Source organism: Halomonas alkaliantarctica (genome assembly GCF_029854215.1).
Lineage (GTDB): Bacteria > Pseudomonadota > Gammaproteobacteria > Pseudomonadales > Halomonadaceae > Vreelandella > Vreelandella alkaliantarctica_A.
This window is the reverse complement of sequence record NZ_CP122961.1, coordinates 3,530,937-3,547,037: the sequence shown is the minus strand read 5'-3', so window position 1 is coordinate 3,547,037 and position 16,101 is coordinate 3,530,937. Positions and strand designations below refer to the sequence as shown.

13 protein-coding genes are annotated in these 16,101 nt (G+C 54.6%); all 13 read left to right on the top strand.

The features are described from left to right. The first annotated feature begins 280 nt into the window (after positions 1–280). Genes tssB through tssA form a run of 13 tightly spaced genes read left to right on the top strand, consistent with a single transcriptional unit; the run spans position 281 to position 16,061 of the window. Positions 281–784 (top strand): type VI secretion system contractile sheath small subunit, encoded by a 504-nt coding sequence (tssB, locus tag QEN58_RS16295; protein ID WP_280104646.1) that lies wholly within the window; start codon positions 281–283, stop codon positions 782–784. 56 nt (positions 785–840) lie between these two features. Beyond that, the gene (gene tssC, locus QEN58_RS16290; protein WP_280104645.1) at positions 841–2,322 is read left to right on the top strand and encodes a type VI secretion system contractile sheath large subunit; all 1,482 of its coding nucleotides are present in this window, start codon (positions 841–843) and stop codon (positions 2,320–2,322) included. 11 nt (positions 2,323–2,333) lie between these two features. Next, positions 2,334–2,780, top strand: coding sequence for a type VI secretion system baseplate subunit TssE (gene tssE / locus QEN58_RS16285; RefSeq protein WP_280104644.1), 447 nt, complete (start codon positions 2,334–2,336; stop codon positions 2,778–2,780). Between the two features lie 18 nt (positions 2,781–2,798). Beyond that, positions 2,799–4,562, top strand: coding sequence for a type VI secretion system baseplate subunit TssF (gene tssF / locus QEN58_RS16280; protein WP_280104643.1), 1,764 nt, complete (start codon positions 2,799–2,801; stop codon positions 4,560–4,562). Next, positions 4,526–5,548, top strand: a complete 1,023-nt coding sequence (tssG, locus tag QEN58_RS16275; protein WP_280104642.1) for a type VI secretion system baseplate subunit TssG — start codon at positions 4,526–4,528, stop codon at positions 5,546–5,548. The genes tssF and tssG overlap by 37 nt, the downstream gene beginning before the upstream one ends. A 3-nt stretch (positions 5,549–5,551) precedes the next feature. After that, positions 5,552–6,955 carry a type VI secretion system-associated FHA domain protein TagH gene (tagH, locus tag QEN58_RS16270; protein WP_280104641.1) on the top strand — a complete coding sequence of 468 codons (1,404 nt, stop codon included), beginning with the start codon at positions 5,552–5,554 and terminating at the stop codon, positions 6,953–6,955. After that, the gene (gene tssJ, locus QEN58_RS16265; protein ID WP_280104640.1) at positions 6,952–7,506 is read left to right on the top strand and encodes a type VI secretion system lipoprotein TssJ; all 555 of its coding nucleotides are present in this window, start codon (positions 6,952–6,954) and stop codon (positions 7,504–7,506) included. The genes tagH and tssJ overlap by 4 nt, the downstream gene beginning before the upstream one ends. Continuing rightward, entirely contained in the window at positions 7,506–8,840 is a 1,335-nt protein-coding gene (tssK, locus tag QEN58_RS16260) for a type VI secretion system baseplate subunit TssK (RefSeq protein ID WP_280104639.1), read from the top strand. Before tssJ ends, tssK begins: the two co-directional genes overlap by 1 nt. 3 nt (positions 8,841–8,843) lie before the next feature. Next, complete coding sequence (gene icmH / locus QEN58_RS16255; protein ID WP_280104638.1) at positions 8,844–9,686, top strand: type IVB secretion system protein IcmH/DotU; 843 nt, start codon at positions 8,844–8,846, stop codon at positions 9,684–9,686. A gap of 8 nt (positions 9,687–9,694) precedes the next feature. Next, complete coding sequence (gene tssH, locus QEN58_RS16250; RefSeq protein WP_280104637.1) at positions 9,695–12,316, top strand: type VI secretion system ATPase TssH; 2,622 nt, start codon at positions 9,695–9,697, stop codon at positions 12,314–12,316. Positions 12,317–12,320: 4 nt separating this feature from the next. After that, positions 12,321–13,919 (top strand): sigma-54 interaction domain-containing protein, encoded by a 1,599-nt coding sequence (locus tag QEN58_RS16245; RefSeq protein WP_280104636.1) that lies wholly within the window; start codon positions 12,321–12,323, stop codon positions 13,917–13,919. Beyond that, positions 13,916–14,569, top strand: a complete 654-nt coding sequence (gene vasI / locus QEN58_RS16240) for a type VI secretion system-associated protein VasI (protein ID WP_280104635.1) — start codon at positions 13,916–13,918, stop codon at positions 14,567–14,569. Before QEN58_RS16245 ends, vasI begins: the two co-directional genes overlap by 4 nt. A 13-nt stretch (positions 14,570–14,582) precedes the next feature. Beyond that, on the top strand, positions 14,583–16,061 hold the full coding sequence (tssA, locus tag QEN58_RS16235; RefSeq protein ID WP_280104634.1) for a type VI secretion system protein TssA: 1,479 nt from the start codon (positions 14,583–14,585) through the stop codon (positions 16,059–16,061). Positions 16,062–16,101: the final 40 nt, after the last annotated feature.

Genomic DNA, 16,101 nt, shown 5'->3' with positions numbered 1-16,101 from the left:
TCAAAAACCTTAAGTGATTGACGATAGAATTTGTAAGAGATATCTTACAAATTTTAATTAGATAATTTTTTGATGTCATAAGTGCCGCTATTTTCTTGAAATTTCGCCAAAAAATACAAAAAAACATGAAAGCAGGGCATGTGATTTTTGTTCGCTAAACCAACAGCTGTTTTTGCTAGATAAAGTTGGATTTGGCATTACTTTTTATAATAGTTACGCTCCCACGAATTGAGAACTATTCACAGTTACATTGATACATCTCTCTTCAGGGCTAAATATCATGGCTAAACAAGGAACCGTTGCGCCCAAAGAGCGCATCAACATCAAGTATGTGCCAGCCACTGGCGATCAGCAGGCTGAGACAGAGCTACCGCTGAAGTTATTGGTGGTGGGTGACTTTAAAGGTGGTGAGGAAGAGGCGCCCATAGAAGAGCGTCAGTCCGTTTCTGTCGATAAAAACAACTTTCAGTCCGTTATGCGCGAAGCTGGACTGAGCTTGCAAACGGCAGTACCTAATCGCCTTGATGAAAGTGACGAGCCTACAGATATTGCTGTCAATCTTGACTTCAAATCCTTGGAGGATTTTTCCCCTGATGCTGTTGCTAAGCAAGTGCCCGAATTGCGCAAGCTAGTTGAATTGCGTGAGGCGCTGGTTGCGCTAAAGGGCCCGTTGGGCAATGTGCCGGCTTTCCGTGATCGGCTGCAGAAGCTCCTGGAAAACGATGAGGCCCGCCAGCAGTTATTGAATGAGCTGGCTTTGCTGGAAACGGATAAAGATCAATAACTCCTCAGCATTAGCAACGTTTTTTTATTGCAGATCACCGGATTCGAGGCACAGCAATGAGTAAGACAGCAAAGCAGCAGAATGCAGCGGTAGAAACGGAAGCGGATGTTTCGTTGCTTGACCAAGTGATGGCGCAAACGCGCATGGCGCCAGCAGATGAAGGTTATGACGTTGCCAAGCAAGGGGTAGCTGCCTTCATTGCGGAACTGCTGAATGGCGATGAGGCGGCTCCAAAGGTCAACAAAGCACTTGTTGATAATATGATTGTTGAGCTAGATCGTAAAATCAGTCATCAGGTGGATGAAGTCCTGCATGATACGAGTTTTCAGCAGTTGGAGTCGGCTTGGCGCGGCTTGAAACTGTTGGTTGATCGCACTGATTTCCGTGAAAACATTAAGCTCGATGTGCTGCACGCCACCAAGCAAGAGCTGCTGGAAGATTTTGAGTTTGCCCCTGAAATTAGTCAGAGCGGTCTCTATCAGCACGTGTATAACGCGGGCTATGGTCAGTTTGGCGGAGAGCCTGTGGCAGGCATCATTGGCCACTATGACTTTTCTCCCTCCACGCCGGATATGAAGCTGCTACAGCACACGGCAGCGGTTGGCGCCATGGCGCATGCGCCCTTTATGTCTTCAGTTGATCCCTCTTTCTTCGGTGTTGAGAGCTTTGAAGAGCTTCCCAACATCAAAGACTTCAAAGCCATTTTTGAAGGGCCTAAATATGCCCGTTGGCGCAGTCTTCGAGAGTCTGAAGACGCACGCTACTTGGGGCTAACAGCGCCGCGTTTCTTACTGCGTACTCCCTATGACCCGGTAGAAAATCCGATCAAAACATTTAACTACCGCGAAGACGTTAGTGAAAATCACGAGCACTATTTATGGGGCAATACCGCTTATTTGTTGGCGGAGCGCCTTACGGATAGCTTCGCCAAGTACCGTTGGTGTCCCAATATCATTGGTCCACAAAGTGGTGGTGCAGTCGAAAACCTACCTGTTCATACCTACGAAGCATTTGGCCAGTTGCAGGCCAAAATTCCTACAGAGGTGTTAATTACTGACCGGCGCGAGTTTGAAATGGCCGAAGAGGGCTTTATTTCATTAACCATGCGCAAAGGCAGTGATAATGCCGCCTTCTTCTCGGCCAACTCTGTTCAAAAACCTAAGGTCTTTCCGAACACAGCTGAAGGTAAAGCTGCAGAGACCAACTTCAAACTGGGCACGCAGCTTCCCTACATGTTCATCATTAATCGCTTGGCGCACTACGTAAAAGTGCTTCAGCGCGAGCAAATTGGTTCATGGAAAGAGCGCCAGGATCTTGAGCGTGAGCTAAATACTTGGATTCGCCAGTACGTGGCCGATCAAGAGAACCCCCCTGCCGATGTACGTAGCCGCCGCCCGCTGCGCGCCGCCTCAATCCAGGTGTCGGATGTCGAGGGTGATCCAGGCTGGTATCAGGTATCCATGGCGGTGCGCCCGCACTTTAAGTACATGGGTGCCAACTTCGAGCTTTCGCTTGTTGGTCGTCTCGATAAGGAATAATGGGGCGCCTAATGGCAACTGATGGCAGTGGATTGTTGAGTAGGGCGTCGCTAGGGAGCCGGTTATTTGAACGGCTTGCGGCCCCCTCTCATCCCGTACTTAGGCAAGAAGCAGACGAGTTGGTAGCGGTTGTCGAATCAATTAAGCGCCATTTGGTTGATTTGCTTAATAGCCATCCGGGGAATAGTGCCTGTGCACCTGAGCTTGGCCTGCTCGACTTTAACGATGCCACGATCGGAGTATTGGATCTGGAACGCAATATTCAGCAGGCCATTTGTCAGTGCATTGAGCGCTATGAGCCCCGTGTCAAACGCGTAGATGTCGAGTCTTTGCCTAATCATGGTGACCCGTTGCAGTTACGTTTTCAGGTGCATGCCACCGTCGCTTTAGGTAAGGAAAATACGCAAGCGACTATCGATTTGTTGCTTAACAACAAGCGTTATCAGTGTCTCAACTGATAGGCCTGAGAGGCACGAATGCTGAATCGCTATTATCGAGATGAACTCAATTTTTTAAAGCGACAGGGGCGGGAGTTCGCCGATGCGAACCCCGGCTTGAGTCGCTTCTTATCCGAGCGCAGCACTGACCCTGATGTAGAACGGTTGTTAGAAGGGTTCGCCTTTCTAACTGGCCGAATGCGCGAAAAAGTGGAGGATGAGTTTCCCGAGCTGACTCACTCGTTAATCAGCATGCTATGGCCGAACTACCTGCGGCCGGTACCTAGTATGACAGTGGTGCAGTTTACCCCGAGCTGGTACGCCTTGAGTCAGCAACAACGGGTCGAGCGAGGAACGCAACTGGCCAGTGAGCCCGTAGAGGGTACGCCATGCTTGTTTAGAACTTGCCATGATGTCGCACTCTATCCATTGGCGCAGATAGGCGTCGATGCAAGACATACGCGAGAGTCCTCTATCGTCGAATTAGCAATGGAAGTGCGCAGCGACCAGCCGATGAATGCGATGGGCATCGACTCGCTGCGTTTGCATCTCGGCGGCGATGGCTACACAGCCCGTACGCTGTATTTATGGATGAGCCATTACCTGACACGGCTGGAGCTAGAGATTGATGGGCAGACGCAGCGCTTACCTGCTAATGCGCTTAAAGCCGTCGGGTTTGAGCGTGACCAAGCACTGCTGCCTTACCCGCAGAATGTTCATCAAGGGTATCGCATTTTGCAGGAGTACCTCTGCTTTCCAGAGGCTTTCCATTTTTTCGATGTCGTAGGGCTTGCCCAATATCTGCCTGCTGACACGGCCAGCAATGTCACCCTGCGCTTTGTTTTTGCCCGTACTCTTCCCACCGATGCACGGGTGCGGAATGAGCATTTGGCGCTTTACTGCACGCCGGCGATTAACCTTTTCGAGCACGACGCTGAACCCATTGATCTAAGTGGCGAGCGCAGTGAGTACCGTATACGGCCCAACAGTCGGGCACCCTCTCACTATGAGGTTTTTAGTGTTGATGACGTGCTAGGCACGCTAGAAGGTGAGCGCACGGGGTGGCAAGACAAGCCGCGCAGCTATGTACCGTTTGAAAGTTTTCAGCATCAAATTGAGCGTGATCGAGGGCGTGAAGCACTGTATTACCGTGTGCGAGTACGTGACAGTCTGCGTAGTGATGGCTTTGACCACGACATCGCCTTTGTACGCGGAGATGAACGTGCGTCCCTTGGCCGCCGTGAGACGATTTCCCTGCAGTTAACGTGCAGCAATCGTGAACTGCCCGAGCAACTGACTATCGGCGATCTGTGCGTGGCGACGGAAGAGAGTCCTGCTTACGCCACGTTTCGCAATATCACCCGGCCAACGCCCGTGCTCCGCCCTGCGCTCGATGATGGGTTGCTGTGGATATTAATCTCAAATTTGTCGCTCAACTACCTCTCCTTGCTAGAGCGCGATGCGCTTTGCTCGGTACTACGTGCCTACGACTTTAGGGCCCTGGTAGACAGGCAAGCAGAAAGGGTCGCGCAAAAAAGGCTGGCCGGCATTCTTGATATCGATACCCAGTCCGTTGATCGCCTGCGCAAGGGGCTGCCTGTGCGTGGGCTGCGTTCAGTGATGACGTTAGATCAAGAGGCCTTTGGCGATGAGGGCAGCCTCTATTTGTTCGGCAGTGTGTTGGCGCGCTTCTTTTCGTTGTACGCAAGCATCAACTCATTTCACGAGTTGCATGTCATTAACCGCCATAACCAAGAGCGCTATCAATGGACCTTACAGGAGGGGCAGCAGCCCCTGATGTAGCGCTGGCGCCGGTTATTCGGGGAGCGCGACGTTACGAGTTTTATCAACTAGTAGAGCTTCTGCACCGTCATCACGGCGATGATTTAGAGCAGCGGCATGGCGGTAGCGTGCCCTCATTTGAGCGCGTGCGCTTCACTGCGTCGGCTTCACTGGGTTTTCCAGGTAGCGATGTGCTTGCTCTTAGCGCTAGCCAAGCCGGTCAGTATGCGATGGAAGTCAGTTTCCTGGGGTTACAAGGTGCGCAGTCGCCACTGCCAGGTTACTACTTGGAAACCCTGGCGCACAACGCGGCTCACCGGGAGGGGGCGGCTGGGGATTTCCTGGACTTCTTTAACCATCGGTTAATAACGCTGCTGCACCGAAGCTGGCGCAAATACCGCCATTACGTTCGCTATCAAAACGATGCGAAGGATGGTTTTTCTGCCGCTATCTTTGCGCTGGTAGGGCTTGCTGACAGTGATTTGCGCGGTGAAACGCCAATCAACTGGAGCAAAATGCTCGCTTATGCGGGCTTATTGGCTGGGCGTTCGCGTTCACCTGATGTGGTCAGCGGCATTGTTGGGCACTGTTTCGACTTAGCCAGGGTAGAAATAGAGGAGTGGGTGCAGCGGTGGGTGGAGATCCCTCTGGACCAGCGCAGTTGTATGGGCACTTCAGGGATGACGCTTGGCAGTGACATGGTCGCAGGCGAACGTGTTGCGGATGTGAATGGCAAGTTTGCGCTGTGTCTGCGCGGTTTAAGTCTGGCCCGTTTTAGAGATTTTCTACCTGATGGTGAAGAGCATAGCCCCCTCAAAACGTTGGTGAGTTTTGTGTTGCGTGAGCCTTTGGCCTACGACCTTGAGCTTGAATTGTTAGAGAGCGAAGTAAAGCCCATGTGTTTGGGTGATGCCGGGTCGTGCCAGCTTGGCTGGACCACCTTCGTAGATCCCGAGAGTGACGACCGTTCCACGCGCCGTCGCGTACGTATTCAGATGACGAGTTAACCCATGCAACCCAATCAACTAGACGCCATTACGTTGGTCGTTACCAACAGTGAGCTGCTTGAAGGGCGATCAACCAGCAGCTTCGTCTTCTACGAAGAGGGGGGGACGCTAGGCAGCAGTCTCCACGATGACTGGCTACTGCAAGATCATGGCGGCCGCATCAGACCCAGTCATGCTGAAATCACCAAGATCGATGGCAAGTTCTGCTTAGTAGATCTTAGTGGCCATACCTACATCAATCGCACCACGATGCCGATTGGGCGCCAACGAAAGGTCGCTTTACGCGATGGCGATGAGCTGTTGATTGGTGAGTATCACCTGAAGGTACATCTCGGGGATCGCCATGCGTGGCAGCCAGGCGTGAATTCGCTTGCCACTCTCATTGACGAAGAGCATGACGAAGTAACCACCCACGGCTCTGTTTGGTCAGTTGGGAAAGGGGAGGTCTTTGATCATTCAGAAGAAAAAGGCGATCCCATGGAGGCCTTGGGCGGTGCAATGCCCGGCTCTATTCAGCATGACCCGATGGTTGCATTAGATCACGATGAACGGTCTGCGGAGGCCATGGAACCGATAGAAGCGATGGGGCTCTCGAATCGCGACTACATACATCAAAACGCTGCGCATCAAAGTGGGCAGCAGTGGCAGTACCAAGAGCGCCATGATGAAGCATTAAGCCTTCCCGGTATCAGAACACCTAATGGCACAACAACGCAGAGGAGTAGTGGCATGGATGAGCGGCAGATAAACGACTTGGAGCGCTCTGTTGGGGAGCAATTGGAAGATCGCTGGCAAAAACCGGCATCGCCTTCGCTTGGCCATATTGGCGCAGATCCTTTGTTAAGAGGCTTAGGGCTGGATCTACCTTTTCGTGATAGCGAAGAGCAGCAAGCGTTCTTAGAAGAAGCGGGGCAAACGCTTCGCGCTACTATTGATGGTCTGCGTCTACTGCAGCAGTCCCAAAACGATAGTAAGTACCCGCTTCGGGACCGTCGCTTACAGCCAATTGAAGATAATCCCCTGCGTCTTGGTCAATCCTATGAGGAGACGGCTGAAACCCTATTTTCTGCCCAGCGTAGCCCCGTACACCTATCAGCACCAGAGGCGGTAGCAGAGTGCTTACGTCACCAGGGCCAGCATCAAGCCGCTGTAGAAGAAGCCATTGGTCACGCCCTGGGTGCCATACTCGATGCGTTCTCACCTGACGCTCTGCTCAAGCGTTTTCATGCTTACCGTGGTGCTGGTAATCGCATTGAAGACGAAGGGGGCTGGGCGTGGGAGATGTACCACCACTACTACCGCGAGCTTAACTCAGGTCGCCAGCAAGGCTTTCAAAAACTGTTTTGGGAAGTTTTTGAGCAAGCCTATGACCAATCGGTGCGTCGCCAGCAGCGGGAGGAGGCATGAACGCGCAGAGCATGAGCTTGCAGAATGTGGCACGACTTGTCTGGTTACTTTGCATCATTTTGCTGTTAACAGGCTGTGCCTCAACGCGTGAAGCCACAGGCAAAGCGTGGCAGGTAATGCGCGATCCATCGATTCCTGTCGGTTATCCCGAAGACCGACCTACAACGGTGGATCTCAGCATGATTGCTGAGCCAAACGTCAATCCCAACCTGGAAGGCGAAGGAACGCCGCTGCGCTTTCAGGTGCTGCAGTTAAAAGATGACTCCATGTTGATGGCCGCCGACTTAGGTCAACTAAGTCGTGATTTGGAGGAGGCATTAGGTACCAATTACCTCACCCACGATGACTTTACTCTGCTACCGGGGCAGTGGAAGTTTTATGAACCTTTCGACGTCGATGAAGAAACGCGCTACATCGGGATAATTGCTTTCTACGCCACCCCCAACGAAGCCGAGTGGAAGAAGGTCGTTAAGGTCAAAAGCCGTGGCGAGCATTACCACTTGCTGGTTCATCTCCGGGATAGCGAAGTAGAACTAAGGAAGGAGGAGTAATGGCTAGCCGAAATCGTGTGGTATGGAGCGAGGGGCTATTCATTAAGCCCCAGCATTTCCAGCAACAGCAGCGCAGTTTAGAAGGGCTGATAGATGCTCGTCTAAAAGCTATTAGTCACTATCTATATGGCTTTCATACGCTGGAGTTGAACAGTGAGTTCCTCAGCTTCGGGCGTATTGCCATTAGCCGTGCCAGCGGGGTTATGCCCGATGGCGTCGCTTTTCAGCTGCCGGACGATGATATCGAGCCTAGCCCGTTAGAAATTAGCGATGCCAGTATTACCAATCAGGTGGTCTACCTGGGGCTGCCATTGGCAACCGATGGTGTCGGCGAAGTGCGCTGGCCGGGAGATGAGCTACCGGCACGCTATCGCCTCTCGTCACGCAGCGTACGTGACCTGCATTCCCGCGATGGTTCTACAGCAGAGCTCGAGGTGGCGCGCGTTTCTCCACGCTTGCTACTCGAAAGCGATGATCGCAGTGGTTACGCCTGCCTATCGGTAGCGCGCATTATCGAGCGTCGCCCGGATGGCAGCTTAGTCCTCGATGAGCAATTTCTGCCCACTCTACTTAACGTCCAGGCAGCGCCTGGTTTGCAGCGCTTTGTGGGGGAGATGGCCGGTTTAATGCGAGAGCGAGCGCGCAATATTGCCCAGCGACTTTCTACACCGCATCAAGCAGGGGTCGCCGACGTCTCTGACTTTATGCTGCTGCAATTGCTGAACCGTGCTCAGCCGCGTTTTCAACACCTGGCCCGGCTTGGTCAGCTCCACCCAGAGCGACTTTACGACACCATGCACGAAGTGGCCTGTGAGCTGGTGACCTTTACCGATGAGTCGCGGTTACCGCCGGAGTGTCCGGCCTATGATCATGACCACCCTGAACGCGCGTTTCGGCCGCTGATGAAGATGCTACGCCAGGCGCTTTCCACCGTGCTTGAGCCACGCGCTGTCGCCATTCAAATTCAGACCCGCCGCTTTGGCTTGCTGGTGGCGCCGTTGTCGGACGTTAGCCTCATTGAGTCGGCAGAGTTCATTTTGGCGGTTCGGGCTGACATGCCCAACGAGCGCTTGCGCAAGCTGTTCTTGCAACAAACCAAAGTGGCCAGCGTCGAGCGTATTCGTGACCTCATCAGCCTACAGCTACCCGGTGTACCACTTGAACCGTTACCGGTCGCGCCCCGCGAGCTGCCCTATCACGCTGGCTATACCTACTTCCAACTGGATCGCCAGAGTGAAGCGTGGGGAATGCTCAACGGGGCCAGCGGATTTGCCTTCCACGTCGCCGGTGAATTTCCAGGACTGGAAATGCAGTTCTGGGCCATCAGGAGTTAAGCCATGCAACATCTCGCAACCGATGATCAACGCTTTGTACGACCGCGTGGCGATCACGACAAAGTGCGCCATGAAGATCTGATTAATGAGCGTGGCTTGGAGCATCTGATACATAGCCACGCAGAGCAGCTTGATGCCGATGAGGACTACTGGTTTCGTCTGCGCGGCCATAATCTAAACCCTCTAGTGGATGCCGCCAGCAGCCTACTTGGCATGGTGGTGCGCGTTCGCCAGCTCGACAGTGCGGGCGATGTGGAGCGCCTCTACCGCCAAGTGGTAGATGAAATTGCCGCCATTGAAATTGAGCTGACTGAGCAAGGCTATGACCGTGCCACGCTGCTCGCTTACCGTTACGTGCTCTGCTCCTTCATTGACGAAGCAGTCATGGGTATGCCCTGGGGCCGGCAAAGCAAATGGGCTGAGCACTCGCTGTTAACACGTTTTCATAATGAAACCTGGGGCGGCGAAAAAGTATTTTCTATTCTCTCGCGCCTACAGCAAGAGCCTCAGCGTTACCGCGATATGTTGGCGTTTATTTATTTGTGCCTGTGTCTCGGCTTTGAAGGCCGTTATCGCGTGATGTCTCACGGACGCGATGAGTACGAGCAAATTGTGCGTGCCCTGGGTGACCAATTGGCCACGCTTGATCAGCCACCTGAGGAAGCGCTGACACAGCCGTTGCGCAATGTAGTGAAAGGCCAACAAAACCTGCGCAGCGGGTTTCCTGTATGGGGCATCTTTACCCTGTTTGGGATAGCCATGGTGGCGGTGTATTTGGGCCTGTCTTGGTCGCTTGACCAACAAGCCGAACAGATTACCTCGCTTCTTAACCAAATTTACCGTTAGGAGAACCCATGCTCAGGGTAGAGCTTCCAGCGCTTATTAGCCGTTTAAATGTGATCGCTCGCCAAGGACTCGAACAAGCCGCCGTGCTGTGCGCGCAGCAGCAGGCGCCCGAAGTCACTGCCGCTCATCTATTACAAGCGTTGCTTGATCAGCCACTGTGCGATGTGCGCTGTTTATGTGAAAAATTCGATATTGATGTTGCACAGCTGCGTGCTCAACTCGCAGAAGAGACGCGTCCACCGAGGGATTTAGACGTAACGACCCCCAGCTTTTCACCTCTGTTGGTGGAGTTGCTACAAGATGCCTGGCTGCTGGCCACCACTGAGTATCAGCATAGCGAACTGCGCAGTGGGGCGGTGTTAACCGCTTTGCTTCATAACGCTGACCGTTACCTTGGGGCAGGCTCCGCTCGTCTATTAGCGGACATTAATCGTGAAAATTTACGTCGCCACTTTAAGAGCTTAACAGCCGATTCAGCCGAAGCGCCTCAGCAGAGTGCTGACACGCGCCAAGGCCAGCCTGCCCACCGTGCGGGTGATGATAGTGCGCTGGCTCGCTTTGCGACCTCGCTGACCGAACAAGCACGTCAAGGTGAGCTTGACCCCGTTCTGGGGCGTGACCCGGAAATCGACCAAATGCTCGATATCCTGGGACGTCGGCGAAAGAACAACCCCATTGTGATTGGCGATGCCGGGGTGGGAAAAAGTGCCGTGGTAGAAGGCTTGGCAGCCCGCATTGTGGCAGGGCAAGTGCCCGCCGCGCTGGCAGATGTTGAGCTGCTGACCCTTGATCTAGGTGCACTGCAAGCCGGCGCCGCGGTGAAAGGTGAGTTTGAAAAGCGCCTGAAAGCGGTGATCGACGAAGTCAAAAACGCCCCGCGTCCCACGCTACTGTTTATTGATGAAGCGCATACGCTAATTGGTGCTGGCAATCAGGAAGGCGGTGGTGACGCGGCCAACTTGCTCAAACCTGCCCTGGCGCGGGGCGAGCTGCGTACCATCGCCGCCACTACTTGGCGTGAGTACAAAAAGTACTTTGAAAAAGACCCAGCTTTATCGCGGCGCTTTCAGCCGATTGCGATTTCCGAGCCAAGTGTCGAACAGGCGCTGGTCATCCTGCGCGGTTTGCGGGATGTGTATGAGCGCGCACATGGTGTATTGATTGGCGATAGCGGTCTGCGTGCTGCCGCTGCGCTTTCGGCCCGTTACCTGGCCGGTCGGCAACTGCCTGACAAAGCCATTGACGTGCTGGATACCGCCTGTACTCGGCTGGCGCAGGCTCTGGATACCCCGCCCCGCAAGCTAAGCCACTTGCAGAGTGAGCATATCGCTGCGCTACGTGAGCGCGATCAGGTCGAGCGTGAACGTCTGCTGGGGCGCGAACCCGATAGCGAGCGCCACCACGACTTATCCGAACGCTTAGCCAAGCTGGAAGAGGAGTTGGCAAGCCTGGAAGCCGCCTGGCAAGCGCAGCGCGAGTGTGTGGATGCCATTGTGGCGCTACATCGCCAGTTGCTAGAGGCCACCGATGGCGATGCCGTTGATCAACTTCCCGAAGGCGTTCATCAAGAACTCGCCGAACGGGAGCAGCAGTTGGCCCAGCTTCAAGAAACGTTTGCACTGGTCAATCCCAGCGTAGAAGAAGCCCAGATCGCCCAGGTGATTGGCGACTGGACCGGTGTACCGGTCGAGCGCATGACCAGCGATGAGCTAACGCGGCTCACCGAACTGCCGACGCATCTGGAGGCATTAATTCAGGGACAAAGCAGTGCGATTGAACGTATTCACCGCCACTTGCTAACCGCGCGTGCGGACCTGCGCCGCCCGGGACGGCCCTTGGGCGCGTTCCTGCTAGTAGGCCCCAGTGGCGTTGGTAAAACCGAAACCGTGGTGCAAATTGCCGACCAGCTATATGGCGGCCGTCAGTTTCTTACCACGATCAACATGTCGGAATACCAGGAAAAGCATACCGTTTCACGTCTGATTGGTTCGCCGCCGGGGTATGTCGGGTTTGGCGAGGGCGGGCTACTCACCGAAGCGATCCGTCAGCGTCCTTATTCGGTGGTGCTGCTGGACGAAGTCGAAAAAGCCCATCCAGATGTGCTTAACCTCTTCTACCAAGCGTTCGATAAAGGCGAATTGGCGGACGGGGAAGGGCGCGTTATCGATTGTAAAAATGTGCTGTTCTTCCTGACCTCCAACCTGGGCTACGAAGCCATCGTTAGCTATGGCGATGACCCAGTAGCGCTGGATGCCGCGCTCTATCCGGTGCTGGCTGGGTTCTTCAAGCCGGCACTATTAGCGCGTATGGAAGTGGTGCCTTACTTGCCGCTGGACGTCGATACTCTGCGCGACATCGTCAAAGCCAAGCTGGATACCTTGGCTGCTCGCATCCGCGAGCGCCATCGCCATGCCGAGGTGGTGCTTGATGAAAGCCTAGCCGAGGCGATCTGCAAACGCGCAACGCGCAGCGAAAACGGCGCGCGGATGCTGGAGTCGGTGATTGATGGTGAACTGCTGCCACCGCTTTCCCGTGCACTGCTAGAGCGTATGGCACGACGCGAGCAAGTGAGCCGGGTAGCGTTGGGTGTGGACGCTGAACACGGCACCTTTACTGCGGAGGTCGCGTGACACCATGACGCTTCAAGCCATTGATACCTTCGCTGCTACTCGAGAGAGCTCATCTTCACCGCTAGCCGCCATGCCTATTGCGGTAACACTGGTGGAGAGCGTTAGCGCAGAAGCATTGCGCAAACGCGCAGCTCAAGTGCTGCGCGAGGTAGTAGGGCTGGATTGCGCTGAGTGTCTCTATGTAGAGGGCAGTGGACGTTGGCTTGGGCGCGACGGTGATGAGGTGCAGTTTGATTGCAGCGATTTTAGCCACCCTTACGCCCACGTGATACGCAGTGGTAAAGCGCTCACATTAAGCGTTGGTGATGCGCGTACGCGTTTGGATCATGCCGGCTTTCAAGCTCAGGTCGTTCACCTGGGAGCCAAAAAACGCCTGCAAGTAAGACCACTTCGCGCCAAAGATGGTGAGCAAGAGTGGCTGGGGGCGCTGTTAATGGTGGGCGAGGGCAGTACCTTTAGCGCCCTAGACGATGATCCAGGTATGGCGGCGTTTGAAGAATTGTTATGCCAGCTATGGGCGCGACTCTCTCGCGAGCAGGGTGAGCGCCACCGTTCGCGGGCACTGCGTGATTCGTTAGTCAAGCTTAACGACGGGGCGCGCCGACAAGCGTTGGCCGACCAGTTGTCGGAAGACCTGTTGGGGCAGTCAACCGCCATGCAAACACTACGCCGCCAAGTGGTGAGGGCGGCAGAAACCAACCTGGCTGTGTTGCTGCAGGGAGAAACAGGCACGGGGAAAGATCGGGTGGCGCGTGCCCTTCATCAACTCTCTGGGCGTGCGAAAGGCCCTTTCATGGCCATTAACTGTGCCGCTATACCCGAAGCGCTGCTCGAATCGGAGCTTTTTGGCCATGCCAAAGGCGCGTTTTCAGGGGCTGACCACGCCCAGCAGGGGTTAATCAGCCAAGCCGATGGCGGTACGCTATTTCTTGATGAGATTGGCGATATGCCCCTGGCACTGCAAGCCAAGTTATTGCGAGTGCTAGAAAGTGGCCGCTATCGCCCGCTCGGCGCTAGCGAAGAGCGTTGTGCCGATTTACGTCTTGTGGCCGCTACACATCAACCGCTTCGCGAGCATATCCGTGCGCAGCATTTTCGTGCCGACCTTTACTACCGGCTGGGCCAGTTCCCCCTTTCCTTGCCGCCCCTCGCAGAGCGGCGCGATGACATTGCCCAGTTAGCGCAATCCTTCATTAGCGATTTCTGCGCGCGTGAACAGCGAGACGATATGGGTATCACCCCGTCAGCGCTGCGCTTATTACAGCGACGCGAATACCCCGGCAATGTCCGTGAGCTGAAGAACCTGATTGATTACGCCTGCGCTATGACACCGCAAGGGGCGGATATTGATGCCTATGTCTTGCCGGGCGAGCAAGAGAGCGACGCTCAAGCGTCACCGAATTCGCAGGTAAACGGCACGGCGTACTCTTTGCCGAACGATATCGATGACTTGCGCCAAACGCTTCGCGACGTTGAGTCCGCCATTATTCGCCAGAGGTTAATGCATTTTGGCGGCAATCGTGCCCAAGCCGCTGCAAGTCTCGGCTTACCCAAGCGAACACTGGCACATAAATGCCAACTGCTAGAACTGGATACCAAATGAAAGTGACGCTACCAATCCGCCAGTGGTCACGCTGGGGAATGCTTATCATCGCTGTTTTGGGGAGCTCGGCTGCGTTAGCAGAAGAGCACCAGGCAATGTTGGAAAGCGCCTTGGCATGTGCTGATGAGACTTCGCGCTTAGAACGTCTGAGTTGCTATGACGATGTGTTCAAAACAGCGACCGTATCGACCCAGGATAGAGAGTTGCCTGATTTGTGGTACGCGATTGACCGGCAAGAGAGCGAGCGTGATAGCGATGATCTTAGTTTGCTGGTTGGGCACACCGGCGACGATGTATTGATGAGTGTTCCTGCGCTGGGTACCACTCCGCCACGGCCCATTATGGTGATGGCCTGTGAAAAGCAGATCACTCGTTTCCAACTACACATGCCAGAGCCAATCGATAACGCCCGCGTTGATCTGCAGCTACACGCGAATGGCACCACTATTCGACAGCAGTGGCGAGTCCGTGATGGTGGGCATGTCATCAATGGTGGCCGTGGGTTGCCGGCCATCGAAACGCTTCGCCAACTGCTAAGTGCCAACAACGTCACGATTAACAGCGATTTGGCGAGCTTAGACGGGCTGCGTTTTGATATTACCGATCTCCGCCAACTCATTCAGCCGTTACGCGAAGCGTGTCGTTGGTAAGGGAGCAAGAGCTATGCGTATTACTGCTGAAACTCATCTTGAACCTTTATTGGCACCGCTAGCGGCCAATGATCAAGGGCAGCCAGTGGGGGAGCCGCTTGAAGAGTCGAGCGATTATTTGGCGCTTGATGCTGAAATGATGAAAGTCGGTTCGTTGCAGCACGCTAGTGTCGCTTGGGAAACCGCTGAAACACTTGCTATTCAAATGCTTAGCCAGCGTGGCAAAGACTTGAAAGTGTTAGGCCATTTACTGCACTGCCTGCAGCACGATGGTAACGGTGTGCGCTTTGTTCTTTCGCTGCGCTTGCTAACGCGCGCGCTTGAGCAACCCTGGTGGGAACATGCCTACCCGTTTAATGGCCAGCGTGGTGCGAAGCTGCGTCCGCGGCTGTTTCAACAGTTTACTCAGCGCAGCGTAAAACTCGCTGGGGGGCTCGACTTTCACAACGCCGAAGATGAATTCGAGGCCTGCCAAACCGCGCTCACCGAACTAAAGGCGCAGGTAGAGCAACTCTCGTTACCTGGGGATTCGCTGGGCGAATTAAGTCGTCAGTTAATGACGCAGCGCCCGGCCCAGTCGTCCTCTACAGAGAAGAGTAGTAACGCTTCCCAGCAGGCAGAGAGTAGCGACAAAACGAATAGCCCTAATGCTGATCACGCTGACTCTGCGCATGCGGCAGCCCAAGCCCCTGCGAAAGCGCCAGAGCTGCGTTTAGAAGCGGGCAATGAACGCTCTAATCGTCAGGCTCTGCTCAAAATGGCGGATTTTTTGAGCGAGCAGTCGCCAGGTGAACCGCTCGCTTATCGCCTTCGCCGCTACGCCATATGGAGCGCAATACAAGCGCTGCCAGCAGCTAAGGCGGAAGGGAAAACTGAGTTAGCTCCGGTCTCGGCAGACCGTATTGCCGATTATCGCGAAGCTCTCGCGCGGGGTGGCGACAGCGGTCTTTGGCAGCGAATCGAAAATAGCCTGGCGGTAAGCCCCTACTGGCTGGAAGGCCACCGGCTTAGCGCTGGGCTTGCCAAGCAGCTCGGACATCCCCGTTGTGCTGAAGCGATTCGTGATGAAGCACAACGATTTGTAGCGCGGCTTCCGGGCATCGAAACCCTGACATTCAACAACGGCGCGGGGTTTGTCGACGATGAAACGCAACGTTGGCTATATAGCAGCGCATCAGGTGGCAGCGGATCCAGCGGTAATGGCAGTGATGCATGGCAGATGGGCCTCGAGGAAGCTCGCGATGCCGTGGAGAGTGGCGATATTGGCGCGGCATTAAAAGTGCTCGACCAAGGCTTAAGTGCCGCCCGATCACCTCGCGAGAACGCCTATTGGCGCTTGGCAAGTGCGGACCTATTGCACGAAACCGGGCTAGAAAGCCTCGCGCAGCAGCACTACCACACCTTGCGTCAGCGTGTAGCCGAGCTGGCGCTAGAGCAGTGGGAACCAGCGCTGGTATCACGCCTTAAAGCAGCGGTTAAAGAGACGCACTAATAATGTTCATCATTAAAGGGACGAGGGATAAAGGCTAATG